Origin of the sequence: Rhizobium aethiopicum (assembly GCF_014197535.1) — a bacterium.
GTDB lineage: Bacteria > Pseudomonadota > Alphaproteobacteria > Rhizobiales > Rhizobiaceae > Rhizobium > Rhizobium aethiopicum_A.
Genome location: NZ_JACIFV010000018.1, coordinates 64,364 through 88,817, shown reverse-complemented (window position 1 = coordinate 88,817; position 24,454 = coordinate 64,364). Strand labels below are relative to the sequence as shown.

The 24,454-nt window shown below is 61.5% G+C and carries 26 protein-coding genes and 1 pseudogene; 20 read left to right on the top strand and 7 right to left on the bottom strand.

Translation table 11 applies throughout. The features are described 5' to 3' along the window. The first annotated feature begins 24 nt into the window (after positions 1-24). From GGD53_RS21950 to GGD53_RS21915, 8 genes are all read left to right on the top strand, one after another. Positions 25-978 (top strand): sugar phosphate isomerase/epimerase family protein, encoded by a 954-nt coding sequence (locus GGD53_RS21950; RefSeq protein WP_184458966.1) that lies wholly within the window; start codon positions 25-27, stop codon positions 976-978. Between the two features lie 57 nt (positions 979-1,035). Continuing rightward, a complete protein-coding gene (locus GGD53_RS21945) occupies positions 1,036-2,268 on the top strand; it encodes an ABC transporter substrate-binding protein (RefSeq protein ID WP_184458965.1) in 1,233 nt (410 codons plus the stop codon). Positions 2,269-2,344: 76 nt separating this feature from the next. Beyond that, positions 2,345-3,232 carry a carbohydrate ABC transporter permease gene (locus GGD53_RS21940; protein ID WP_184458964.1) on the top strand — a complete coding sequence of 296 codons (888 nt, stop codon included), beginning with the start codon at positions 2,345-2,347 and terminating at the stop codon, positions 3,230-3,232. Further along, complete coding sequence (locus tag GGD53_RS21935) at positions 3,232-4,116, top strand: carbohydrate ABC transporter permease (protein WP_184458963.1); 885 nt, start codon at positions 3,232-3,234, stop codon at positions 4,114-4,116. Before GGD53_RS21940 ends, GGD53_RS21935 begins: the two co-directional genes overlap by 1 nt. Positions 4,117-4,123: 7 nt before the next feature. Next, positions 4,124-5,206 carry an ABC transporter ATP-binding protein gene (locus GGD53_RS21930; RefSeq protein WP_184458962.1) on the top strand — a complete coding sequence of 361 codons (1,083 nt, stop codon included), beginning with the start codon at positions 4,124-4,126 and terminating at the stop codon, positions 5,204-5,206. 83 nt (positions 5,207-5,289) lie between these two features. Beyond that, entirely contained in the window at positions 5,290-6,942 is a 1,653-nt protein-coding gene (locus GGD53_RS21925) for a GMC oxidoreductase (RefSeq protein ID WP_184458961.1), read from the top strand. Between the two features lie 153 nt (positions 6,943-7,095). Then, positions 7,096-8,010 (top strand): polyphosphate kinase 2, encoded by a 915-nt coding sequence (ppk2, locus tag GGD53_RS21920; protein WP_184458960.1) that lies wholly within the window; start codon positions 7,096-7,098, stop codon positions 8,008-8,010. Between the two features lie 157 nt (positions 8,011-8,167). Continuing rightward, entirely contained in the window at positions 8,168-8,359 is a 192-nt protein-coding gene (locus GGD53_RS21915; RefSeq protein WP_184458959.1) for a hypothetical protein, read from the top strand. A gap of 128 nt (positions 8,360-8,487) precedes the next feature. Here the strand turns inward: GGD53_RS21915 and GGD53_RS21910 are convergent, their stop codons facing one another. Beyond that, the gene (locus GGD53_RS21910) at positions 8,488-9,363 is read right to left on the bottom strand and encodes an aldo/keto reductase family oxidoreductase (protein WP_184458958.1); all 876 of its coding nucleotides are present in this window, start codon (positions 9,361-9,363) and stop codon (positions 8,488-8,490) included. Between the two features lie 97 nt (positions 9,364-9,460). On the opposite strand from GGD53_RS21910, the gene GGD53_RS21905 reads away from it, so the two are divergent. Continuing rightward, positions 9,461-10,372 (top strand): LysR substrate-binding domain-containing protein, encoded by a 912-nt coding sequence (locus GGD53_RS21905; protein ID WP_184458957.1) that lies wholly within the window; start codon positions 9,461-9,463, stop codon positions 10,370-10,372. A 44-nt stretch (positions 10,373-10,416) separates the two neighbouring features. Here the strand turns inward: GGD53_RS21905 and GGD53_RS21900 are convergent, their stop codons facing one another. Genes GGD53_RS21900 through rpsU form a run of 4 tightly spaced genes read right to left on the bottom strand, consistent with a single transcriptional unit; the run spans position 10,417 to position 12,020 of the window. Beyond that, positions 10,417-10,896, bottom strand: coding sequence for a pyridoxamine 5'-phosphate oxidase family protein (locus GGD53_RS21900; protein ID WP_184458956.1), 480 nt, complete (start codon positions 10,894-10,896; stop codon positions 10,417-10,419). Between the two features lie 60 nt (positions 10,897-10,956). Then, a complete protein-coding gene (locus GGD53_RS21895; RefSeq protein WP_184459012.1) occupies positions 10,957-11,526 on the bottom strand; it encodes an alpha-ketoglutarate-dependent dioxygenase AlkB in 570 nt (189 codons plus the stop codon). A 19-nt stretch (positions 11,527-11,545) separates the two neighbouring features. Beyond that, positions 11,546-11,740, bottom strand: a complete 195-nt coding sequence (locus tag GGD53_RS21890; RefSeq protein WP_064807118.1) for a hypothetical protein — start codon at positions 11,738-11,740, stop codon at positions 11,546-11,548. A gap of 46 nt (positions 11,741-11,786) precedes the next feature. Further along, complete coding sequence (rpsU, locus tag GGD53_RS21885; protein ID WP_011427834.1) at positions 11,787-12,020, bottom strand: 30S ribosomal protein S21; 234 nt, start codon at positions 12,018-12,020, stop codon at positions 11,787-11,789. Between the two features lie 442 nt (positions 12,021-12,462). On the opposite strand from rpsU, the pseudogene GGD53_RS21880 reads away from it, so the two are divergent. From GGD53_RS21880 to GGD53_RS21860, 6 genes and pseudogenes are all read left to right on the top strand, one after another. Then, positions 12,463-12,615: pseudogene (locus GGD53_RS21880) on the top strand (autoaggregation protein); the annotation flags it as partial. A 145-nt stretch (positions 12,616-12,760) separates the two neighbouring features. Continuing rightward, positions 12,761-12,949 carry a hypothetical protein gene (locus tag GGD53_RS21875; RefSeq protein ID WP_184458955.1) on the top strand — a complete coding sequence of 63 codons (189 nt, stop codon included), beginning with the start codon at positions 12,761-12,763 and terminating at the stop codon, positions 12,947-12,949. 76 nt (positions 12,950-13,025) lie between these two features. After that, the gene (locus GGD53_RS31935; RefSeq protein WP_246717853.1) at positions 13,026-14,129 is read left to right on the top strand and encodes a hypothetical protein; all 1,104 of its coding nucleotides are present in this window, start codon (positions 13,026-13,028) and stop codon (positions 14,127-14,129) included. After that, positions 14,038-14,838, top strand: coding sequence for a DUF4153 domain-containing protein (locus GGD53_RS31930; RefSeq protein ID WP_348647445.1), 801 nt, complete (start codon positions 14,038-14,040; stop codon positions 14,836-14,838). The genes GGD53_RS31935 and GGD53_RS31930 overlap by 92 nt, the downstream gene beginning before the upstream one ends. 45 nt (positions 14,839-14,883) lie before the next feature. Beyond that, positions 14,884-15,588: a response regulator gene (locus tag GGD53_RS21865; protein WP_184458954.1), complete on the top strand. Its 705-nt coding sequence runs from the start codon at positions 14,884-14,886 to the stop codon at positions 15,586-15,588. Beyond that, entirely contained in the window at positions 15,588-16,610 is a 1,023-nt protein-coding gene (locus GGD53_RS21860; protein ID WP_184458953.1) for a sensor histidine kinase, read from the top strand. Before GGD53_RS21865 ends, GGD53_RS21860 begins: the two co-directional genes overlap by 1 nt. A 13-nt stretch (positions 16,611-16,623) precedes the next feature. On the opposite strand, the gene GGD53_RS21855 is transcribed toward GGD53_RS21860, so the two are convergent. Beyond that, positions 16,624-17,262 carry a TetR/AcrR family transcriptional regulator gene (locus GGD53_RS21855; RefSeq protein ID WP_184458952.1) on the bottom strand — a complete coding sequence of 213 codons (639 nt, stop codon included), beginning with the start codon at positions 17,260-17,262 and terminating at the stop codon, positions 16,624-16,626. Positions 17,263-17,542: 280 nt separating this feature from the next. Here GGD53_RS21855 and GGD53_RS21850 point away from each other — a divergent pair, with 280 nt between their 5' ends. From GGD53_RS21850 to GGD53_RS21830, 5 genes are all read left to right on the top strand, one after another. After that, positions 17,543-18,106 carry a TRAP transporter small permease gene (locus tag GGD53_RS21850; RefSeq protein WP_184458951.1) on the top strand — a complete coding sequence of 188 codons (564 nt, stop codon included), beginning with the start codon at positions 17,543-17,545 and terminating at the stop codon, positions 18,104-18,106. A gap of 10 nt (positions 18,107-18,116) precedes the next feature. Beyond that, complete coding sequence (locus GGD53_RS21845) at positions 18,117-19,397, top strand: TRAP transporter large permease subunit (protein WP_184458950.1); 1,281 nt, start codon at positions 18,117-18,119, stop codon at positions 19,395-19,397. A 68-nt stretch (positions 19,398-19,465) separates the two neighbouring features. Beyond that, complete coding sequence (locus tag GGD53_RS21840; RefSeq protein WP_184458949.1) at positions 19,466-20,482, top strand: TRAP transporter substrate-binding protein; 1,017 nt, start codon at positions 19,466-19,468, stop codon at positions 20,480-20,482. A 63-nt stretch (positions 20,483-20,545) separates the two neighbouring features. Continuing rightward, complete coding sequence (locus tag GGD53_RS21835) at positions 20,546-21,406, top strand: shikimate dehydrogenase (RefSeq protein ID WP_184458948.1); 861 nt, start codon at positions 20,546-20,548, stop codon at positions 21,404-21,406. A gap of 23 nt (positions 21,407-21,429) precedes the next feature. Then, positions 21,430-23,319 carry a bifunctional sugar phosphate isomerase/epimerase/4-hydroxyphenylpyruvate dioxygenase family protein gene (locus tag GGD53_RS21830; RefSeq protein WP_184458947.1) on the top strand — a complete coding sequence of 630 codons (1,890 nt, stop codon included), beginning with the start codon at positions 21,430-21,432 and terminating at the stop codon, positions 23,317-23,319. Between the two features lie 7 nt (positions 23,320-23,326). Here the strand turns inward: GGD53_RS21830 and GGD53_RS21825 are convergent, their stop codons facing one another. Beyond that, positions 23,327-24,337 (bottom strand): LacI family DNA-binding transcriptional regulator, encoded by a 1,011-nt coding sequence (locus tag GGD53_RS21825; protein ID WP_184459011.1) that lies wholly within the window; start codon positions 24,335-24,337, stop codon positions 23,327-23,329. Positions 24,338-24,454: the final 117 nt, after the last annotated feature.

The window sequence follows — 24,454 nt, the reverse complement described above, 5'->3', positions numbered from 1 at the left end:
TCGTGCCTTGAGAATGGATAGGTTATGGCCACTGGCGACAGACTACGCTTCGGCGTCGATCTCGTGACGTTCTTCCATCCCGGCTTCTGGGGCGTCGGCAGCCATGATGCGATCGTCGACCATGCACGCGCCGCGCCGCGCGCCTTCTGGGACAAGATCCTCGACAGCGTCCAGGCCTCCGGCGTCACCGGCGTCGAGTTGACCTTCTCTCCCTTCAACTGGCAGGACGCGATTAAGACCTACGGTTTGATCGATGGCTTTGCCGCCGAACTGGCAAGGCGCGGCCTGACGCTTTGCAGCGGCTTCTTCGCAGAGCTCGAGGCAGCGGGAGACTTTACTGACCCTGAAGCCCAGCGCGCGCTGATCGACAAGGCGGAACGTTATGCCGATTTCCTGAAAGCCTGCGGCAGCGACATCATGGTGATCGGCGCCCCCCTGCGCCAGACGCTCGGCGCCCAGCCGGTGCAGTTCCATGATTTCGATCGCGCCAAGAAGATCGCCGATTTCCTCAACCGGCTCGGCGCGATCCTCCATGCCGGAGGCGTCCGGCTCGCGCTGCATACCGAGGCTCACTCGATCTTTGCCGCGGCGCGCGATGTCGATCTGATGATGCTGCTGACCGATCCGGCCTATGTGCATATGTGCCCGGACACGGCCCATATCATCGTTGCCGGCTCCGACCCCGTCCAGCTCGTCGACCGCCATCACGAGCGCATGATCATCGCTCACTGGAAGGACGCGATCGGTCCGATGCCTGCCGATACCCCGATCGACAAGCACATCCACGAACGCCACCAGCCCTATTTCTGCGGCTTCGGCCTCGGGCGGGTCGACTGGCCGGCCTGGATCCGGCTGCTGCGTGACCGGGCCTATGAAGGCTGGGCGATCCTCGAACTCGATGCCGCGCCGGATCCCGTCCGCGACATCGCCAACGGGCTCACGCTCGTCCGGCAGGCGCTCCTGCCGATCTACCGCTGATATCATTCCGAAGACGATAAACGCCCCGCAAAGAGGGCATTTTCAAGAGGTGGAACAATGAAGACCATGATGAAGCTTTTTCTTGCCGGCGTGGCTTTCGCCGGTCCATTCGCCGCGGCGCATGCCGAGGACAAGCCGACGATCGAGATCATGTCCTCCTGGACGTCGGGCGGCGAAGCCGCGGCCCTCAACGTCATCAGAAGCGAATTCGAAAGGCGCGGCGGCGTCTGGAAGGATTCCTCGATCGCCGGTTTCGGCGCAGCCGATGCGGCTTTTCAGAACCGTATCGTTGCCGGTGATGCGCCCGGCGCCAAGCAGGGCGTCATCGGTCTTGCTGCTGCCGATTTCGTCAGCCAAGGCCTGTTCAATTCGATCGACGACGTGGCCGCCGCCGGCAAATGGGCCAGCGCTCTACCGAAATCGATCCATGATCTCATTTCCTATGACGGCAAGGTCTATCTCGCGCCGACCGGCGCCCATGGCGAAAGCTGGGTCTTCTATTCCAAGGAAGCCTTCGACAAGGCCGGCATTGGGCAGGAACCGAAAAGCTGGGACGAGTTTTTCGCTGATCTCGACAAGCTGAAGGCCGCCGGCATCATCCCGGTCGCCTGGGGCGGACAGCCCTGGCAACAGACCAAGGTCTTCAACATGATCCTGCTCTCGCAGGTCGGGATCGACGGCTTCCTGAAGATCTATGTAGAAAAGGACAAGAGCGAAGCGTCTGTCGCCGGTGTCAAGAAGACGCTTGAAATCCTCGGCAAGCTGCGCGGTTATGTCGATGCGGGTGCGGCCGGCCGCAACTGGAACGACGCGACCGCCATGCTGATCACCGCCAAAGCAGGCGTGCAGTTCATGGGCGACTGGGCCAAGGGCGAATTCACCGTCGCCGGCAAGGAGCCGGGCAAGGATTATGGCTGCATGATCGCTCCTGAATCCAAGGGCATGGTCTATATCGCCGACGCCCTCTGGTTCCCCAAGACCGGCAATGCCCAGACCGACAAGGCGCAGAAACTTCTTGCCGAGGTCGTCATGGACCCGACCGTCCAGGTCGAATTCGCCCTTAAGAAGGGCTCGGTCCCGATGCGTGCCGATGTCGATAAGTCGCAGCTTGATGTCTGCGCCCAGAAGGGTGCAGAGCTGATGGCCGCCGGCGCGATTGTACCGGATCAGGCGATCGTGCTCACACCGCAGCAGGTCGGCGCGCTCGATGATTTCGTCGACGAATACTGGAGCGGCGGCTCGAACGACGCGGCGTCTGCGGCCGAGAATTTCTTCGCCATCTTCGAGTAGGATCGTGCCCGTGGCGTCGGATTGATCCCAACGCCACGGCGCGTGTTCCTCTTTCCATCCGTCAACGAGCTGGCCGATGTCCGTCAAACGCAAGCGCAATCTTTCCGCGACCATCGCCCTCTTGCCGACATGGTTCGCCGCAGTCGTGGTCTTCATCGGCACGATGGCCTGGTCGATCCGGCTGTCCTTCACCAATTCCACGCTCTTTCCGTCTTCGACCTATGTCGGCTTCGCGCAATATGCGAAGCTCTTCGCCTCGGCCAAATGGCTCGCCTCGCTGCAGAACGTCTTGATCTTCGGCGTCCTCTATGTGGCGGGCTGTCTGGTGCTCGGTTTCCTGCTGGCCGCCGCCCTCGATCGCAAGATCCGCTTCGAAAGCGCCTTCAGGACGATCTTTCTCTATCCCTACGCCATGTCCTTCGTGGTGACGGGGCTGATCTGGCAATGGATGCTCAATCCGACGCTCGGCATTCAGGCGAGCGTGCGTGCGCTCGGCTGGGACAGCTTCGTCCTCGACTGGGTCGTCAATCGCGACATGGCGATCTATGCGCTGGTGCTTGCCGGCGTGTGGCAGGGCGCGGGGCTCGTCATGGTCATTGCGCTCGCCGGCATACGCGGCATCGAGGCTGAGCAATGGAAGGCGGCGCGGATCGACGGCATTCCCGTCTGGCGCATCTATGTCTCGATCATCTTGCCGCAGCTCGAGCCGGCGCTCGCCGCGGCCGGCATGCTGCTCGCCATGGGCGTGATCAAGACCTACGACATCGTCGTCGCTATGACCAATGGTGGCCCCGGCAATGCGACCGAGGTGCCGGCGAAGTTCATCATGGACAATCTCTTCGGGCGCCAGAATCTCGGCCTAGCCACCGCGGGCGCAACGGTGCTGGTCCTTAGCGTCATCATCGCGGTCGCGCCGTTCCGCTACGCAATGCACATGCGCAACCGGGCAAAGGGAGCGGCGTGATGACCCAGCCTCACCCGAACGGGCCGAAGCCGACACGGATCACGGCTGGACGCATCGGTCTCTATGCCTTTCTCGTCGCCGCTGCGCTTTTCTTCCTTCTGCCGCTCTACACGATGGTCGTCACCTCGCTGAAGAGCATGGACGAGATCCGGCTCGGGCAGATCTTCGCCCTGCCGACAAGGCTCGATTTCTCCGCCTGGGTGACCGCCTGGTCGGGCGCCTGCATGGGAACCGTCTGTGTCGGCATTCGCAGCGGCTTCTGGAATTCGGTGGCGATCACCGTCCCCGCGGTCGCGATCTCGGTCTTTATCGGCGCCGTCAATGGCTATGCGCTGTCGCTGTGGCGGCCGCGCGGGGCGAATGCGCTCTTCGGCCTGCTGATGGCCGGCGGTCTCATCCCCTATCAGATCTTCCTCTATCCGATGGTTCGCGCCATGGCGAATATCGGCCTCTACAATTCGCTCGCCGGCATCATTCTCGTCCATGTCATCTTCGGCCTGCCGCTGGTGACGCTGCTCTTCCGCAACTATTTCGTCAGCGTGCCGGAGGAACTCTGCAAGGCGGCGCGCGTCGACGGCGCCGGCTTCTGGCGCATCTTCTTCGAAATCATGCTGCCGATCGCCGTGCCGATGGTCGTCGTCGTCTCCATGCTGCAGTTCACCGGCATCTGGAACGACTTCCTGCTCGGTCTCGTCTTCGCCGGGCGCGATAACCTGCCGATGACCGTGCAGCTCAACAATATCGTCAACACCACGATGGGCGAGCGAACCTACAATGTGAACATGGCGGCGACGATCCTGACCGCCATCGTTCCGCTCGCCATCTATTTCCTGTCCGGCCGCTGGTTTGTGCGCGGCATCGCGGCCGGTGCAGTCAAGGGGTAAGGCTTCCATGCAATCCGCCGTCTCCGTCAAAGACCTGAAGATCGCCTATGGCGACCACACGGTGATCGAAAAGATGTCGATCGATATCGCGACTCGCGAGTTCCTGGTGCTGCTCGGCCCTTCCGGCTGCGGCAAGTCCACGCTCCTGAACGCTATCGCCGGCCTGCAGGACATTACGGCGGGCGAGGTCTGGATTTCAGGCAAGAACGTCAGCTGGGAAGAGCCGAAGGACCGCGGCATCGGCATGGTCTTCCAATCCTACGCGCTCTATCCGCGCATGTCGGTGCGCAAGAACCTCTCCTTCGGCCTTCGTGTCGCCGGTCTGCCGAAGCCGGAGATCGAGGCCCGCGTCGCCCGGACCGCTGCCCTTCTCCATCTCGACAAATTGCTCGACCGGCGCCCTGCCGAACTATCCGGCGGCCAGCGCCAGCGTGTCGCCATCGGCCGGGCGCTGGTGCGCGAAGTCGATGTCTTCCTCTTCGACGAGCCGCTGTCGAACCTCGACGCCAAACTGCGCAATGAATTGCGCGTCGAGATCAAGAAGCTGCATCAGAACCTCGGCAATACGATGATCTATGTGACTCATGATCAGGTCGAGGCCCTGACGCTTGCCGATCGCATCGCCATCATGCGCGACGGCGTGATCCAGCAGCTCGCATCGCCGGCGGAGATCTACCGCCGTCCGGCCAATCTCTTCGTCGCCGGCTTCATCGGCGCCCCGGCGATGAATTTCATCGAGGGCCGGGTCGAGCGCGACGGGGAGGCTCTCCTCTTCCGCAATAGCGGGCTGGCCGTCGACCTCTCCGGCTACGCCTTCCGGGCAGCCGTGGCGCATGGGCCCGTTACGCTAGGCTTTCGCCCTGAGCACCTTGTGCTCGACGGGGCGGCAAGCGGCTTGCCAATCATTCCAGGCGTGGTCTCGGTCGTCGAGCCGATGGGTTCGGATACCGTCGTCTGGTTTGACTGGGCGGAGCAAAGCCTCTCGCTTCGTTTAATGGGCGACGTCGACCTCAAGCCCGGTGATGCCGTGGCTCCAGGCCTCGATATCACCAAGGCGTCGCTCTTTGCTGCCGATGGATCGCGGCTATGACGCGCCATCCCTTCGCTTTCCCGCATTCCGGATGCGTATCGCGCTGCTTTGAGGAATTGCCCCAGGACAGGATTTGAAAAGACATGTCTGAGATCGTTTATGATGCGCTGGTGATCGGCTCCGGTGCGGCGGGTTCCTTTGCCGTCAAAGAGCTGACGGCCCAAGGACTGTCGGTGCTGCTGCTCGAGGCTGGACCCGCCGTCGGCCCCAGGGATTTCGACCCGGCGCGCAAGAAGGCGCCGGCAAGCAGCATCAATATCTGGGAGCGCGCACGCGCCACCCTCAAGGGCCAGCCGATCCAGGCGCGCGCGGCCTTCTTTACCGAACGCTTCAGCCACTTCTTCGTCAACGACCGCAAGAACCCCTATACGACGCCGAAGGGTGAGCCCTTTCTCTGGATCCGCGGCCGCCAGGGCGGCGGGCGTCTGCATAGTTTCGGCCGCGTGCTGCTGCGCTGGACCGACGATGATTTCAAGATCCGATCGCGTACCGGAAAGGGCGTGGACTGGCCGGTTTCCTATGACGAGCTCGCGCCGCTCTACGACGAAGTCGAGGCTTATCTCGGCCTCTATGGCAATAAGGACGAGGTGCCGACCCTGCCGGACGGCATCTATGCGAAGCCGGCGAGCCTGACGCCCGCCGAACAGATCTTCAAGCAGGCTGTGGAAAGCCTCTTTCCGGAACGGCACGTCGTCTCCTGGCGCTACATTGCGCCCGATGCCGAACGTATGCCACGGCCGTTGCGGGAAGCCAAGGCCAGCGGCCGGCTGACGATCCGCTACGATGCCGTCGTCCGCCGCATCACCACGGACGAAAAGACCGGCCGCGCCACCGGTGCGGAATTCATCGATCGCAATACGGGCAAGGTTTCGACGGCGCGTGCCGCGACGGTCGTGCTCTCCGCCTCGCCGATCGAGAGCGTGCGGCTGCTGCTGAATTCGGCATCGGCAAGACATCCTAACGGGCTCGGAAACAGCTCGGGCGCGCTCGGACGCTATTTCATGGATCAACTTCCATGCCTCGCCTTCGGATCGTTTTCGAAGGCGAGGGGCTGGGCGCCCGACGAATCCGCTCCAACGGACCCGTTCTACAATCCGTCGGGCGGCATCTTCATCCCCCGCTTCGGCGAGGACGACGCGGCGCGGGGCGATTTCGATTACCAGGGCAGCGTCGGCCGGGCGCCGGTTTCAGAGGAGAGCGATGCGCGTCTCGCCTTCTTCGGCTTCGGCCGCATGCTGCCCTATGCCGACAATCGCATTACCTTGGATGCCAAGCGAAAGGACGCCTGGAACATTCCGGTTCCGCACATTCGCTGCGTCATGCAGGAAGAGGAGCAGGCGCTGCTTCGCCGGCAGGAGGAAACGCTGATCGCCATGGTCAAAGAAGTCGGCGGCGACCTCGAATTCATCGGCTCGCCCACCGGCCTCAAGGAGATGGGCGGGGGCGCCTTCCCCGAGGCCGATGCCTTCAGCCGCTTCATGTTCCGCAAATGGTTCCGCAAAACCATGTGCATGGGCGCGGCAATCCATGAAACCGGCGGCGCACGCATGGGCGAAAGCCCGGAGGCTTCGGTGCTCAACGCCTACAACCAGGTCTGGGACGCTCCGAACATCATCGTCACCGATGCCAGCGCCTTCCCGGGCAGCGGCATCGCCGGCACGACGCTCACCGTCATGGCGCTGGCGGTCCGCGCCTGCCGCAACCTCGTCGACCGCTACAGGACGGGGCTGCTCTAGACACGCCTCCGCCTCGGTGCGACCGGCGTCGAAAAGACCTCCGGCATGCGGAATGACGAAAGAGGCGAACAAGTGAACGAGCTTCGGGTTATCCAACCGTCACACAAACTTTGCAGTGACATGCTCCTGTCAAATGAGCAGGAAGGGAAAGCCATGTCTAAAACACATCAGGACCAGCTCAGCCGGATAAAGGCCGAAATCGCCGACAGCTTCGATGAGGAGCTGGAAATGCAGATGGAGGAAGACCGGCTGGACGATCTGGTCGTCGAAGGAATGACGGAACCGGCGGAGCAGACGCTCGATCGAAAGATCTATTTCCGCGAACTGTTCCGGCTGCAGCATGAGCTGGTGCGGCTGCAGGATTGGGTCCAGTACAAACAATTGAAAGTGGTCGTGCTTTTCGAGGGCCGGGATTCGGCCGGCAAGGGCGGCGCGATCAAGCGCGTAACCCAAAGGCTCAACCCGCGCGTCTGCCGAACCGTGGCCCTGCCCGCCCCGACCGAACGCGAGCGCCATCAATGGTATTTCCAGCGTTATGTCCCGCATCTTCCCACCGCCGGCGAGATGGTGCTCTTCGACCGCAGCTGGTACAACCGCGCCGGCGTCGAGCGCGTGATGGGTTTCTGCACCTCTGACGAACTCGAGGAATTCTTCCGCTCGGTGCCCGAATTCGAACGGATGCTCGTCCGTTCCGGCATCGTGCTGATCAAATACTGGTTCTCGATCACCGATGAGGAACAGGAGTTCCGCTTCAAGATGCGCATCCATGATCCGCTGAAGCAGTGGAAGCTTTCGCCGATGGATATGGAAAGCCGCATCCACTGGGAGGAATATACCAAGGCCAAGGAAGAAATGCTGGCGCGCACACACACCAAGGAAGCGCCCTGGTGGGTGGTGCAGGCCGTCGACAAGAAACGGGCGCGGCTGAACTGCATCGCCCATCTTCTCGACCAGATTCCCTACGAGGATGTGCCGAAGCCTGAGATTCAGCTGCCGGATCGTATCCGCCACGCCGATTATATCAGGGCGCCGGTTCCGCCTGAAATGCTCGTACCGGAGCGCTATTGAAAGCATGCCGCAACAAGTCGGCTGCCGAAGCGTTGAAACCGAGACCGCATGGTCACTGGACCGTGCGGTCAATGCGTGTTTCGCAACGGTTGCATCGTGAAGTATAAAGACTGGGTGTCCCATCGGCCGATAATACGGAGATGAAAGGAGGTTGGTCATGACGGGCTTTTGGAGATTAATCGTTCAGGAGGTTGTGCTCTCGGCGATTCTGGCGGCCGGCAGTGTTATCGGCCTTCCCAAGCTCGCTGATCCGAACGCCAGTGCCAATTATCCTTTGGCAATCGTGGTTTTTCTGGCGATGTCAGCGGCCTTTGTGGCTTATGAGCTTCTGACACGGAAGTCATCCTGATGCTATCGTTTATCGGCCCGTTGGCGCAGCCAACAAGGTACGGCCGACCGACAGATTGCGCTACCACGTCCGGCAGGATCGCCACGCCGCGCGAGAACACGGCGTAACGATCGCACCGCCGCCAGCCGTCAGGCCGCGATGTCAGCCATGTGGTTCAACTCCTCGACGGCATCATCCGGCAGTGCCAATCCGGCAGCAGCGAGATTCTCCCTGAGATGGCCGAGTGACGAGGTACCCGGGATCAGCAGGATATTGGGTGCGCGGCGCAACAGCCAGGCGAGCGCAACCTGCATCGGCGTGGCGCCGAGGCGCGCGGCGACATTGGAGAGCGTGGACGATTGCAGCGGCGTAAATCCGCCGAGCGGGAAGAACGGTACATAGGCGGTGCCCTGACGGGCGAGATCGTCGATCAGCCGGTCGTCGTTCCGATGCGCCAGATTGTACTGGTTTTGCACACAGACGATCTCGGTGATCCCGCGACCTTCGGCGACCTGTTTCGATGTGGCGTTGCTTAAGCCTAGGTGACGGATCAGACCCTGCCGCTGGAGATCAGCCAAAACCGTCAGGGGTGCTTCTATCGAGCCTTCGGCCGGGCTATGCAGGTCAAATGCGATCCGGAGGTTGACGACATCAAGCACGTCAAGGCCGAGGTTGCGAAGGTTGTCGTGAACCGCCTGCGTCAGTTCCTGGCGCGAGAAGGCCGGAATCCAGGATCCGTCCGTGCCGCGCCGCGCGCCGACCTTGGTGACGATGACGAGATCGTCGCCATAGGGATGGAGCGCTTCACGGATGATCTGATTGGTCACATGCGGGCCGTAGAAATCGCTGGTGTCGATATGGTTCACACCGCTTGCGACCGCCTCGCGCAGCACCGCCAGGGCGGCGTCATGATCCCTAGGCGGGCCGAACACGCCAGGCCCGGCAAGCTGCATGGCGCCATAACCGAGTCGCCTCACCTTGCGGTCGCCGATATTGAAAGTGCCGGACTGATTTGTGATGGGCATGATCTCGCTCCTTTCAAGAGATGAGACCAAACTTACTCCTTGGCGGTGCGTGTGATAATTGGGTACAATGCGCACGGGCCGTGCGGAGTGGCGAACAGTGAAAGCAGCCCTGAGTGACCTCAACGCCTTCGTCGCGGTGGCGCGGGCGGGTGGTTTTCGCGAGGCAGCGCGTGCCAGTGGCAGCAGCGCCTCCTTCTTGAGCGAAGCGGTGCGTCGCCTTGAGGCTGATCTCGAGGTCAGGCTGCTCAATCGCACGACGCGCAGCGTCGTTACGACCGAAGCGGGCAAGGGTCTGCTGGAGCGGCTCGCCCCTGCTTTGACGGAGGTGGAGGCCGCGCTCGACGTGGTCAATCGTTTTCGCGACAGGCCGGCTGGTTCGCTGCGGCTCAATGTTCCGGTCAGCGCTGCGCGGCTGGTGCTGCCCGCTATCGTCCCGCCATTCCTCGCCGCCTATCCCGACATTCGCCTGGAGATCGTCGCCGAGGAGAGCTTTGTCGACGTGCTCGCTGCGGGGTGCGATGCCGGCATCCGTTATGACGAGCGGCTGGAGCAGGACATGATCGCGATTCCTATCGGTCCGCGCCACCAGCGCTTTGCCACCGCGGCGTCGCCTGCTTATCTCGACCGCCACGGGCGGCCGCAACATCCGAGTGAACTCCTCGCTCATGCCTGCTTGCTGGGCCGTTTTGCCAGCGGTGCGCTGACCACCCCATGGGAATATGAGCGGGACGGCGAGGTGGTGCGGATCGAACCGGCCGGCCCATTGATCGTCAGGGTCGGCGGGGCGACCGATCTTTCCGTCGACGCGGCAATGGCGGGCACAGGGATCATCTGCATTTTCGAAGACTGGCTGCGCCCGCATTTCGACAGCGGCGCACTTGAGCCTATTCTCGAGCCGTGGTGGCAGCGCTTTTCCGGGCCGTTCCTCTATTATCCCGGCCGGCGTCTGGTGCCTGCGCCGCTCAGGGCATTCATCGATTTCGTCAAGGCGTCGGCCAACCGGGCTTGACGTCGGTTGGCGAGCGGCATGCCTTCGGCCTCCGCGCCTGTGTCTCAGAGCGTGACCTCGGCATTGTCGCCCATATCCGGTTTGCTGTTTGTGACCGCTGCGGCCGCCATTTTGATATAGCTGATGATGGTGCCGGGGCTGTCCCAATATTCAGCCGAAGACGGGGTGACTTTGAGGATGCGGATGGAGGGATCGTCGGGATTGTCCCACCAGGCCTTTGCCGGAGTGGCCCACAATTCACGGATCTTCTCGCGATCGTTCTGCACCTCGGCCGTCCCTGATACGGAAACATATTTCTGTGCCTTGGTGTCGGCAAAGGCCAGGCAGACGTTCGGCCAGCAGGCGACCTCATCATCCTTGTGACTGGCGAGATCAGTCAGAAAATAGACCGCGTTTTCAAGTTGCGCGCTGTAGGCGGACATTGGCCGGGCGCGTAGATTGTCGCCGTTGCGGGTCGTCAACATGCAGAACCCTATTTTGTCGATCAACTCCCATACGCGTGTCGCGTCATCCTGCTCGGCCATCGTCATCTCCATTTGTGCGAAAGACGGAGTAACCATCTGCTGGAGCCGATGTTCCGCGGTTTACGTGGCCAATTCCCGGAAGGTGATTGAATAACGCAGTCGATCGACAGGCGGGATGGAATGCTCCCAGAGCGTTCTTGAGGCCCCGGCCATGAGATAGGCAGAGCCGGGTTCAAGCACGAGCGATCGCCGTTGCCACCTGTCGCCGTTCCGGCGCCTCAGCCTGAAGGTGCAGGACGAAAGCAGGGAGATGCCGACGACCCGGCCGAACACGGATTTATCCTTGTGCCAGCCGATTGGCGCGCCGGCGGCGTATTCCGTCACGAGAGCATGTTCGAGCGCCTCCGGCACGATATCCGCGAAGCGTGCGGCGGTCTCGCGAATGGGGAGCAGCCATGACGGTATTTCCTCTGCCTTTCTCATGCGCTGACTCTCGAAATCGTATCTCCAGCCGAAGGAGACGGTCCTGCGTTTGCCTTCGAACCCATGAAAGTCGAAGGCTTTGAACGGCAGGACAGGTATTGCTTCGAGAAGCGAGCGCTGCAGATCGGCGGGCACAATATCCCGCGAATATCGGAAACCCTCAGGAAAGCCATCGTCGGCCCCACCAAAGAGATCCTTCTGTGCCATCATGGTAACCGCTCGTTCCTCAATGCACGCTCGGGGTTTCCATGACCATCGCGAAATCTTCTGCGACCAATTCGCTGACTGCTATGAGGATTTCCTCCCGTGAAAAGCCCGATGTCAGTGCGCGCTGGATCAGCTCCTGCAAATCCGGCTCCACGACGTCGCGGCAATCCTCGAGGCGTTCCTCCGAAATGGTGAGGCTATTCAATTCGTCCATTGTCTATCCTTTCGGGGAATGTAACCGCTGAGACCGGGGCAGGATTCTAACGCGCGGCCGTCCGCTTGCGCCCGACCAGCAGCCCTTCACGCTGCATCTTCTTGCGTGCAGCCTTTCGCTGCCGGCTGATCGCCTGCGCCTTTTCCCGGACGCGGCGTTCGGACGGTTTCTCATAGGCGCGCCGCTCCTTCATTTCGCGGAACAACCCTTCGCGCTGCATTTTCTTCTTCAAGGCCCTGAGGGCCTGATCGACATTGTTGTCTCTGACGAGTACCTGCATGTCGAATTCTCCTTGTTGGATGAGTGTCGATCGTCTTTCAGCCGAACTGCGCGGCGATCGGCGTCTACATTCGCTGCGGCTAAAGAGGCTGAAATGCCTGGCCTACGACCGCAATCGCAGTCGCTGTGTTTCGTCGCTCAAAAAGAAATCCTCTGCCGGCCGCGGCCGGATTCATCGTTTGTTGCTGGGATTGCCCATAGCGCGCGCGGATGACGCCCACCGCCGATCCTTTACGTTCTTTGACGAGTCGGCACTGCTTGAGTGACCGACGGGATCGGGTTCGGCTCTAAAAATAGGTGGCGGCGATGGGGATTGCAATGGAGTGCGGACACCATAAAGCAGCACCAGAAAAACGCCGCCGTAACCTAGTCGCCACAGAAGTTCCTTCAAGTTTACCGCGTGTAAATTGTTCTAAATTGCTTCAAATTTGATTGAAGCGGCGTACGTAATGACGAGCGATCTGAACGATGGTCAGACCTACACGGAAGTTCTCCGTTACTACAAGATCTCCGACGGCGAAGGCCATACGGACACTGCCCTGGTGACGCTCGACATCACCGGCACGGACGCTCATCCCGACGGCGTCGGTGTTTGATCGTGAGACAAGAGGCCCGCCGCGCAATCGGCGGGCTTTTTGTATATGCGCCGCTGTTGGAGCAAGGGGTTGCAAAACTAGCTCTTTTTAGCTAGTTCTTATATAGGAGAGGCCGTCGTAGTCTCGATGGTCGGAGGACACGCCCTTGACCGAACACATCGAACCCAAACAAATTGAAACGGACGATCTAACGAAAGTCTGGTCTGTCACCGAGTTCTGCGCTCGCCATCGGATAGATGTCGAGCAGCAAGCGTTGTTGCTCAAACTCTTCGGGCCATTCGCGACAGCCTGCGAGTTGCTTCATAATGCCAGGCGTGCGCCTCGATACCGATGAGGTCCTTGCTCGTCGACCGGCGATATTCCCCGCTTCCTTAGTTGATTTCGACTGGCCATCCCCGTGAACCGGCGGGGTGACGGTCGTCATCGCGCTCCGGAGGGATCGGGGAATTCCCATCCGCCGTCACGCCCGCTGTGAGCCGGAGCGACCCTCCATGACTTCCCGATCAGACAATCTCCTGAATTGCTCCTCACACTCTGCACAAAATCTGCAATCCGGCGCGGCATCTTCCCGCCATGAGCAAAAGCGATATCCCGCCGCGCCTCACATCGCCCACCTTGCCGGATCGCCTGCGCAAGGACGGATGGTGGCTGACCGAGATTCCTATCGAGGCAAGGTTGGGAAATACGCTCATCGCGATCGAAACTCGGCATCCGCAAGAGGAGCACCAATGGACACAGCCGACATCCTGACACAACCGATGCCCATCAGGCGCGGCAGCGGCCGGGTCGCCGCGCTGCTTGCGCTGGTGGCGCTTGCCGACTTTCTGATCTTTGGCCACGCGCCCGGGATCAATCTTTTCCTCTTTGCTGTTGCGGTCTGCGTCGGCATTCTGTTCTCGGCGCGCAAGCCGCCATCGTCTTCGACGGCGGCTCTTCTCGTGAGCTTTCTGGTCCTGGCTGCGGCTCCCCTGCTGGAAGCGCCCTCACTCACGGGCCTTGCCTTTTGCCTCGGCGCGCTGATGTTGGTTGCTCTCATCAGCGCCAAGCTCATGCCTCGCCGGCCAACCGCGCTGCCTCTAGTATTTTGCCGTTTCGCACTTGTCATTCCCTTGCGACTTGTCGGGGATATCAGGAAATATCTTGCGACACCGGGTAACCATCTATCCCTAACCGGCGTTCAGCAGAGCATTGCCCTCTGGATCATGCCTCTCGTTCTCGCCGCGGTCTTCGTGTCTCTCTTTGCGGCTGCGAACCCGCTTATCGAGATCGCGTTGCGGAGCATCGATTTCGGCATTCTGCTGCAGTTCCTCGACCCTTGGCGGATCGGCTTCTGGTTGATGACCGCCATCGTGGTTTGGGCGATGCTGCGGCCGCGTTTGAAGCGGCGTGGTGCGCGGTCGCAGGCCGGCAGGACAAATGATCGTGCCCTCCAGAAATGCGCCGCTCGGCCACGCCTCGCTGCTGCGGTCGCTCGTCCTGTTCAATGCCGTCTTTGCCGTGCAGACGCTCCTTGATCTCGTCTATCTCTGGGGCGGCGCGGATCTGCCCGATCACATGAGCCATGCCGAATACGCTCATCGCGGTGCCTATCCGCTGATTGCGACCGCGCTGCTTGCCGCCGGTTTCGTCCTCGTTGCCATGCGACGCGGCGGCCCCGGCGATTATAGTCCGCTCATCCGCGGCCTTGTCCACGCCTGGATTGCCCAGAACGTCCTTCTCTGCCTGTCGTCGATGCTGCGGCTCGGGCTTTACGTCGAAGCCTATTCGCTGACCGAACTGCGTGTCGCCGCCGGTCTTTGGATGGGTCTCGTCGCCATCGGCCTCGTCCTGATCCTGCTGCGCATTCTGCTCAACCGATCCAACCAGTGGCTGATCGCGGCTAACCTCGCCTCTCTCGTGACGGTTCTCTACATCAGCGCCTTCATCAATTTCCCGGCGTTCATCGCCCGCTTCAATGTCTACCATAGCCAGGAGATCAGCCAGGAAGGCCCGCCGCTCGACCTTGCTTATCTCTCCTCGCTCGGCCCCTCCGTCATTCCGGCGCTCGATCTTTATCTCAGCATGCTGCCGGAACACCTGATCGACCGGAGGAGCGAAGCGGTGACAGTTCGGTACTACCTCGCCAGGAATTTCGGCATGCGCCGGAGTGACTGGCGGAACTGGACCTTCCGGGCGGCGCGGCTGGAGAGCTATCTTCTGGCCCCTGCAGCCATTGCAAGATAGGACAGAACGATAACAACAGGCACGACAACCAGTACAGGACCGGTGATGGCGCCCCGCATTCTCGTCGTCGATGACGAGCCTCATATCCGCGATGTGATCTGTTTTGCCCTTGAGCGCGCCGACTTGGCATCGATGGCGGCCCGCAACGGCACCGAGGCGATGGCGGTCTTCCGCCGCGGCAACATCGATCTGATCATTCTCGACATCGGTATGCCCGGTATGGACGGTCTGGAAGTCTGCCGTCAGATCCGCACGACGTCAGGATTGCCGATCCTGTTTCTGTCGGCGCGCGACGAGGAGATTGACAGGATATTGGGGCTCGAAATCGGCGGGGACGACTATGTGACGAAGCCTTTCAGCCCGCGTGAACTCGTGGCGCGGGTGAAGGCGATCCTGAAGCGCAGTGGCAATGAAGCGGGGCCTGACAGGCGCCACGCCACGCTCGTCGCCGGCGAGCTCAGCCTGGATCGCGCCGGCAGGACCGTTATGTTCGGCAAGAGCGCTATTGCGATGACGGCGCTCGAATTCGCCATCCTGAACGCATTGCTGTCACGGCCCAGTATGGTCTTCAGCCGCGAGCAATTGATGGAGGCGGCCTACGGCGCCGGCACCTATGTCGCCGATCGCACGATCGACAGCCATATCCGCAATATCAGGGCCAAATTGGCTGCCGCCGGCGGCTCCGGGGTCATCGCAACCGTTCACGGCATCGGCTTCAAGCTCGGCGGTGAAATCGGGAGGAAGGCGTGATGCCGGCGCCGAAAGTCCGGGTGAAATGGCGGCCGCCGCTGGCGCTGATCGTCTACGCGGTGCTTCTCACGGTGATGGCGCTGCCTGTCCTGATCGTCATCTGGTTTCGCGCGACGGAGGCGAGCGCGAACCGGATGGAGCCGGTGGAGATCATCGCCCTCGTCGTCGTTCTCGTGCTGACGCTCGCCGTCGCCTATGTGCTGACGCGCACCATCACTGGCCCCATCGACGCCCTCATCGCCCGGACGGATGAGATCGCCCGCGGCGGCAAGGCAGCGATCCGTCCGCTTGAAAGCTATGGGACGCGGGAGATCGCCGTGTTGTCGCAGAGCTTCCTCGATCTCGCGGGAAAACTGGTCGACCGCACCGAATATGTCCGCTCCTTTGCCGCACATGTGTCCCACGAATTGAAATCGCCGCTGACGGCCATTCGGGGCGCGGCGGAGCTTCTGCGCGATGATGATGCCGACAGAGCGATGACGAAGGCGCAACGCCTGCACTTTCTGGACAACATCGCCGCCGACGCTGTCCGTCTCGACGCCTTGCTGCAGCGGCTGAGGGAACTTGCACAGGCGGAAATGCCGATGACCGGGGGCGGAAGCAGCATTGCAAGCGTCATGGCCCTACTGCGCCACCGATTTCCCGCTCTTGATATCTCAGGGACAGGCGATACGGAGTCATTGATTGCGCTTCCCGACGAGGCGGCGTCCATCGTCTTCGCCAACCTTGCCGACAACGCCCTTCAGCACGGCGCCGCGCTGCTTGAATTCACAGTGTCGGCCGACACCCGAACAGCGCTCATTCTCGTCCGTGACGACGGCAGCGGTATTTCCGAGGAAAACCGCGACCGCATCTTTCAGCCGTTCTTCTCGACCCGCCGCGAAGAGGGCGGCACCGGCATGGGGCTCGGCATCGTCCATGCCATGCTCAGCTCCCACGGCGGCACGATCCACCTTCGGCAGACGACCGGCGCCGGCGCCGAATTCGAGATTGCGATACCCTTGCTTTCCCAGCGCGGCTGAGGAGACCGCGCCGTCAGCTTTTCAGATAGCTGACGACGGCATCGGCGATCATTCCGCGATGGCGCTCGATGGTGTCGCCGTCCGAGAGATTGCGCCGGAAGATCGTGCCGAACGTATAGCGGTTCGAGACCCGGAAGAAGCAGAAGGCGCTAATCATCATATGGATGTCGATCGGGTCGGCCTTGCGCCGGAAGACACCCTGGTCGAAACCGCGCTCCAATATGCCGGCAATGGTTTCGATGACCGAGACGTTGAGATCGCGGATCGCCTCGGAGCGAAGCATATGGGCGGCATGATGGATGTTCTCGATGCTGACGAGACGGACGAAATCGGGATTGGCCTCGTCGTGATCGAAGGTCGTTGAAATCAGCGTCCGCAACGCCTCTTCCGGCTCGAGATTGGACAGATGCAGATCGGATTCCAGCGAGCGGATCTTGCGGTAGGACTGCTCGAGCACGGCAAGATAGAGCCCTTCCTTGCTGCCGAAATAATAATAGATCATCCGCTTCGAGGTGCGCGTCTTCTCGGCGATCGCATCGACGCGGGCGCCGGCAAGCCCATGAGTGGAGAATTCCTCGGTTGCGACGAGCAGGATATCTTCCTTCGTCTGCTGTGGATCGTTCTTCCGGCCGTTTTCGCCCCGTTCCGCCATGAGCCTGATTGCCGATCCTCTAACTTATTGTCGTGCATAGGGAATTCAGACTGTGGGCGGCGTTCGAAGCGAACGTCTCCATCTGTCTTTCCGTCAGTCTTATTCACGTTGGCCACATGTTTCAATAGATGACGCTTGACATACGAACTAGTTAGTACATTTTGGAAGCGCGACAATGGAGGAATTGATCGCGACGGCAATTGTTCGGTCACGGCATGCTTTCGCATGTCTGACGGATGGTCGGCGGACGGCCTAAACAAGGCCGCGCTTGGAGGAGCGAATGACCCGTATTATCGACTTTTATTTCTTAGCGCTGAAAGCAACGATCGCCCTGTTGCTGGCGGGCATGGTCGTCCTCGTCTTCGGGAACGTCGTATTGCGTTATGCCTTCAACCAAGGCATCACCTCGTCGGAAGAGCTGTCGCGCATCTTCTTCATATGGCTGACTTTCCTCGGCGCGGTGGTGGCAATGCGCGAGCATGCCCATCTCGGCGTCGACTCCCTCATCATCCGCCTCCCGAAACCGCTCGCGAAGCTCGCCGTGCTCCTCGGCTATGGAATGATGCTGGTCGCCACCTGGCTGATGATCAGCGGCAGCTGGGCCCAGACGCTGATCAATCTTCACGTCTCGGCCCCGGCGACCGGCATTTCGATGGGCGTCTTCTACGGCGCCGGGCTCGCCTTTGGCGTCCCGGCCTTTTTCATCCTTCTCTGGGACGCTTTTGCCATCGTGACCGACCGCATCGACGTGACGACCGCTGAGCTCGTGCGCGACAGCGAAGAACAGGCGGCACTCGAAGATTCCGCGCAGGCGGCCTTCCCCGTTCTCAAGCCGAAGCACTGAGGAGCGCGTCATGACTGTCACGATCTTCCTCGGCGCCCTTCTCGGTCCGATGGCGCTCGGCGTTCCGATCGCCTTTGCCCTCATCATCACAGGCGTGGCGCTGATGATGTATCTCGGCATGTTCGATGCGCAGATCGTCGCGCAGAACGTGCTGAACGGCGCCGACAGCTTTCCGCTGATGGCCGTGCCTTTCTTCCTTCTCGCCGGCGAGGTGATGAACACAGGCGGCCTGTCACGCCGCATCGTCAATCTCGCCATGGCCATGGTCGGCCATATCAGAGGCGGCCTCGGCTTCGTCGCCATCTTCGCGGCCTGTGTGCTGTCGAGCCTTTCCGGATCGGCCGTCGCCGATGCGGCCGCGCTTGGCGCCCTGCTCTTCCCGATGATGCTGAAATCGGGCCATGATCCTGCTCGCGCCGGCGGTCTGCTTGCTTCCGCCTCGATCATTGGCCCGATCATCCCGCCCTCGATCGGCTTCATCCTTTATGGCGTGATCGGCGGGGTTTCGATCACCAAGCTGTTCCTGGCCGGCATTTTCCCGGGCCTGATGATCGGCGCGGCCCTTTGCGTCACCTGGCTGATCGTGGCGCGCAAGGAGCAGTTCGCCCTTCCACCGAAGCAAAGCAGGGCGGTGCGGATGAGGGCATTCGCCGAGAGCATCTGGGCGCTGATGCTGCCCGTCATCATCATCGTCGGCCTGAAATTCGGCGTGTTCACGCCGACCGAAGCCGGTGTCGTCGCGGCTGTCTATTCGCTCTTCGTGTCGATGGTCGTCTATCGCGAGCTGCCGCCGTCGCGGTTGTTCGAGGTCTTCGTCGCTGCCGCGAAAATCACCTCAGTGGTGATGTTCCTGGTGGCCTGCGCCGCCGTTTCGGCCTGGCTGATCACCGTCGCCGACGTGCCCGGCGAACTCGCCGCTCTCGTCGAACCGCTCATGGACAATCAGACACTGCTGCTGCTTGCCATCATGGTGCTGATCGTCGTCGTCGGTACCGCCATGGACATGACGCCGACGATCCTCGTCATGACGCCGGTGCTGATGCCCATCATCAAGCAGGCGGGGATCGATCCGGTCTATTTCGGCGTGCTGTTCATCATCAATAATTCGATCGGGCTGATAACGCCGCCGGTCGGCACGGTGCTCAACGTCATCTGCGGCGTGTCGAAGCTTTCGATGGAGGATCTGATGAAGGGCGTCATTCCCTTCATGATCGCCGAACTGATCGTTCTCTTTCTGCTCGTCCTTTTTCCCACACTGGTGACCGCGCCGGTCGCCTGGTTCGGGCACTGACTTCGCCTGCGGCGATGGAATTTCAACATGGCCGGAGGGAGATACCGGCCTCATCCTCGGAGGAAAACATGCTGACTAGATTGACGAAACTGGCTCTGGGGCTGGCCCTGCCGATCGCCCTCCTGGCAAGCGGCCCTGCGGTGGCCGAAATCCGCGAACACAGCCTCAAATTCGCCGCTGCCAACAACAAGGGCCATCCCCAGGTCATGGGCATGGAGAAGTTTGCCGAGCTGATGAAAGAAAAGAGCGGCGGCAAGATCGAGGTCAAGCTGTTTCCGGGCGGCGTGCTCGGCGGCGATGTCCAGACCGTGTCGGCGCTGCAGGGCGGCGTGATCGAGATGACGGTGCTCAACGCCGGTATTCTCGCCAGCAACGTCAAACAGTTCGGCGCTGTCGACCTGCCCTTCCTCTTCAACAGCGGCGAAGAGGCCGACAAGGTGATGGACGGTGCGTTCGGCACCGACCTGATGAAGCTTCTGCCCGATAATGGCCTCGTTGGTCTCGGCTATTGGGAGCTCGGCTTCCGCAATCTCACCAACAACCGTCATCCCGTCACCAAGCTCGAGGATATCAAGGGCCTGAAGATCCGCACGATCCAGTCGCCGATCCCGATCGAACTCTTCAACAGCCTAGGGGCCAATGCCGTGCCGCTGCCCTATACGGAGCTCTATACAGCGCTTGAGACCGGCACCGTCGACGGCCAGGAGAACCCGGCCGCCAACATCATCAACGCCAAATTCTTCGAAGTGCAGAAGTACATGACGATCACCCGTCACCAGTACAATCCGCAGATCGTGCTCATCAGCAAGAAGTTCTGGGACAGCCTGAACGATGAAGAAAAGGCGGTCTTCCAGTCGGCCGCGACGGAAGCCCGCGACTACCAGCGCAAGGTGTCCAGGGAAAAGGATGCCAACGCGATCGCGGAAATCAAGAAGACCGGCATGGAAGTCGCTGAACTTAGCCCCGAAGAGACGCAGAAGCTGCGCGACGCCGTCAAGCCGCTGATCGACAAGTTCACGGCTGAGATCGGCGCGGAGACCGTCACACAGCTCTTCAAGGAGCTCGACACGGTTCGCGGCAAGTAAACGGACCAGGGCCCGCAGCGATCCTGCGGGCCTTTCCCATCACGAGCAAACGGAACCTGGCGCATGGCCGAGACACTGCTGAAACCGCTGAAGGCCGGGCTGATCGGCTCCGGCATCCAGGCCTCGCTGACGCCTGCCATGCATATGGAGGAAGGTGCGGCCCAGGGGCTGGAATACGATTATGAGCTGATCGATCTCGTCACGCTGAATGCCTCGCCTGCCGATCTTTCGCGGCTGGTCGCGGATGGCGAAGAGCGTGGTCTTGCCGGCCTCAACATCACCCATCCCTGCAAGCAGCTCGTCATTGCCCTGCTCGACGAGCTGTCGCCGGAAGCCCGGGCACTCGGCGCCGTCAACACGGTCGTGCTGAAAGACAACAAGCGCTTCGGGCATAATACCGACTGGTGGGGCTTCGCCGAGAGCTTCCGGCGCGGGCTGCCGCAAGCCGATCTTTCCTCGGCCGTCCAGCTTGGAGCGGGCGGAGCGGGTGTCGCAACCGCCTATGCGATCCTGACGCTTGGCCTGAAGAGACTGACGGTCTTCGATCGCGAGCATGAGCGCGCCGTCGATCTGGCGGAAACGATGTCCGCGCTCTTTCCCGATGCGTCGATCACCGCCGGCAACGACCTTGAGGCCGCGATGAAGACGGCATCCGGGCTGATCAACGCGACGCCGACCGGTATGGCCAAATATCCCGGCACGCCGCTTCCGCCCGAACTCCTGGAGAGGCGGCATTGGGTCGCCGAAATCGTGTACTTCCCCCTGGAGACCGAGCTATTACGGCGAGCGAGGCAGCGCGGCTGCCGGACGCTTGATGGCGGCGGCATGGCGGTCTTTCAGGCGGTCGGCGCCTTTCGCCTGATTACCGGCAGGGAACCCGATGCCGCTCGCATGCTCGCCCATTTCAAGACCATGACGACTTAACGCTCTCGCAAGGACCACTCCCCATGAAGACATCGATTGCGACTGTTTCGCTGAGCGGCGACCTCCGCGACAAGCTGGAGGCGATCGCCAAGGCCGGCTTCGACGGGGTGGAGATCTTCGAGAATGATCTGCTGATCTTCGACGAAAGCCCGAAGGAGGTCGGCCGCATGGTGCGCGATCTCGGTATGGAGATCACCCTCTTTCAGCCGTTCCGCGATTTCGAAGGCATGCCCGAGCCGCTGCGCGGCCGCACCTTCGACCGGGCCGAGCGCAAATTCGACCTCATGCAGGAGATGGGCACCGACCTCGTGCTGGTCTGCTCCAACGTCTCGCCGGCATCACTCGGCGGTCTCGACCGGGCGGCGGCCGATTTTCATGAACTCGGCGAGCGCGCCGCCAAACGCGGTCTGCGCGTCGGCTACGAAGCGCTTGCCTGGGGCCGCCACATTCATGATCACCGCGACGCCTGGGAGATCGTCCGGCGGGCCGATCATCCGAATGTCGGCCTGATCCTCGACAGCTTTCATACCCTGTCGCGCAAGATCGACGTCAACTCGATCCGGTCGATCCCGAAGGAGAAGATCTTCATCATCCAGCTTGCCGATGCGCCGCTGATCGACATGGACCTGCTCTATTGGAGCAGGCACTTCCGCAACATGCCGGGTGAAGGCGACCTGCCGGTGCTTGATTTCATGAAGGCTGCGGCGGCAACCGGCTATGACGGCTATCTCTCGCTGGAGATCTTCAACGACCAATTCCGCGGCGGTTCGCCGACCGCGATCGCCGTCGACGGCCGCCGTTCGCTGATCTATCTCGGAGATCAGGTGAAGCGGCAGCAGCCGGAAAGCGCGCTGCCGGTGCCCGCTATGCCGCCGCGCGCTGCCGTCGAGGGCATCGCTTTCATCGAGTTCACCGCCGACGAGGAGGAGGCGCGGGAACTCGAGGCGCTGTTTGCAAGCCTCGGTTTCCGGCAGGCGGCGAGACACAAGACCAAGCGGGTGACGGTCTTCCGCCAGGGCGCCATCAATCTCGTGATCAACACCGAGCGGAAGGGATTTGCCAGCGCCTCCTATGCCGTGCACGGCACCTCGGCCTATGCCGCCGGCCTGATGGTCGATGATGCCGAGGCAGCCCTGCAGCGCGCCGTGGTGCTTGGCGCCGAACGGTTTGCTCAATCGCTCGATGCCGGCGAGATCGAGATGCCTGCGGTTCGCGGCGTCGGCGGAGGAGTGCTTTATTTTCTCGACCGCAAGAGCGAGCTTGGTCGCATCTGGGAAATCGAATTCGATGCGATCGAGGATGATGCCGCTTTGCAGCCGGCCGGGCTGCGATCGATCGATCATATGGCGCAGACGATGAAATACGAGGAGCTGCTGACCTGGCTCTTGTTCTATACCTCGCTCGTCGAAGCTGAGAAGACGCCGATGGTCGATATCGTCGATCCCTCCGGCATCGTCCGCAGCCAGGTGGTCGAGAACAGCGAAGGTTCGCTGCGCATCACCATGAACGGCGCGGAAAACCGCAACACGCTAGCCGGCCGCTTCATCGCCGAAACCTTCGGCTCCGGCATCCAGCATCTCGCCTTCAGGACGGACGACATCTTTGCCACCGCCGCTGCCCTTGCCGCAAACGGCTTCGTGTCGCTGGCGATTTCGCCGAATTATTATGACGATCTCGAAGCCCGCTTCGGCCTCGACGCCGAATTTGCCGATCGCCTCAAGGCCAACAATATCCTCTACGATCGCGATGACTCCGGCGAATATTTCCAGCTCTACAGCCCGACCTATGGCGAGGGCCTGTTCTTCGAGATCGTCGAGCGGCGCGGTTATCGTGGTTATGGCGCCGCGAACGCCATTTTCAGGATTGCGGCACTGAGGAAACATCTGAGACCAGCAGGTCTGCCCCGCGCCTGAAAGGCCGTCAGGCCGAAGCCCGCAGCATCAGTTCGGCATTGATAAGAATGCGGTCCGCCGGCGCGGCCGGCCCCTCGCCTTCACCGAGCCTGTCAAGCAACAGCTCGATCGCCAGCCGGCCGATCTCGTTATAGTTCTGCGCAACCGTGGTGATCGGCGGGCAGGCGTAGCGGGACAGTGGATGGTCGTCATGTCCGGCGACACGCAGGTCATGGCTGGCGCCGTGGCCGACCTTGACGCCCAGCTGGTAGGCGGCAGCGATGACGCCGAAGGCGACGCGGTCGTTGGCGCAGAGTACGGTGCGTGTCGGGAAGCCCTGGCCCGACGCCAGGATGCGGGTTGCCTCCTCGAAGCCGAAACGCTCGAAATCCCAGCTCTTGCTGTCGGTAAGCTCGACAATACTGGGCGCCATGCGAAACTGCTCCATCGCCTCCAGGTATGCCGTCTGGCGTGTCAGCGCGTTGGTGTTGACATGCGGCATGCCGAAGTAGCAGGGCGGCTCGCCCGAGCGGCAGAGATAGTCGACGATCAGGCTAAAACTCTGGCGATTGTTGGTGCCGACGAAAGAGGACGTCTCGTCGAGCGGCGAGTCCACATAGATGAGGGGCACGCTGCGGCCGAGTTCGTCGAGCGTCGCATGATGGGATTCGACGCCGAGCGGCGCAATGATCGCGCCGGCGACATTCATCGATTTCAGCGTCTTGATCGCCCGGTCTTCCATCTCGGCCTTGCCGTCCGACGACAGGACGAAGGCAAGGAAGCCCGTTTCGTTGGCGATCATCTCGATGCGGCGGGTAAGCGCCATATAGAAGGGATCGGTGGAATTGGGAATGATGACGCCGAGAATATTGCTGCGCCGCCGGTTGAGATTGACGGCGAATATGTTCGGTCGGAACCCCGATTTCTTCAGGGCCTGCTCGATCGTCTCCCGGGTCTTCTGGCGCACGGACATCGGGTCGCTGAAATATTTGGAGACGGTGGGACGCGACAGGCCGACGAACTCCGAAAAGTCCTCCATGGTTTTGATCGTCTTTCCCACCACCTGATCTCCTGACATGGCGTTTCTGACGGCTTTCTAGATGACTCATCGCCGAACGAAAAGCGGTCCTGTCGAGCGGCCGTGATGACGGCGATA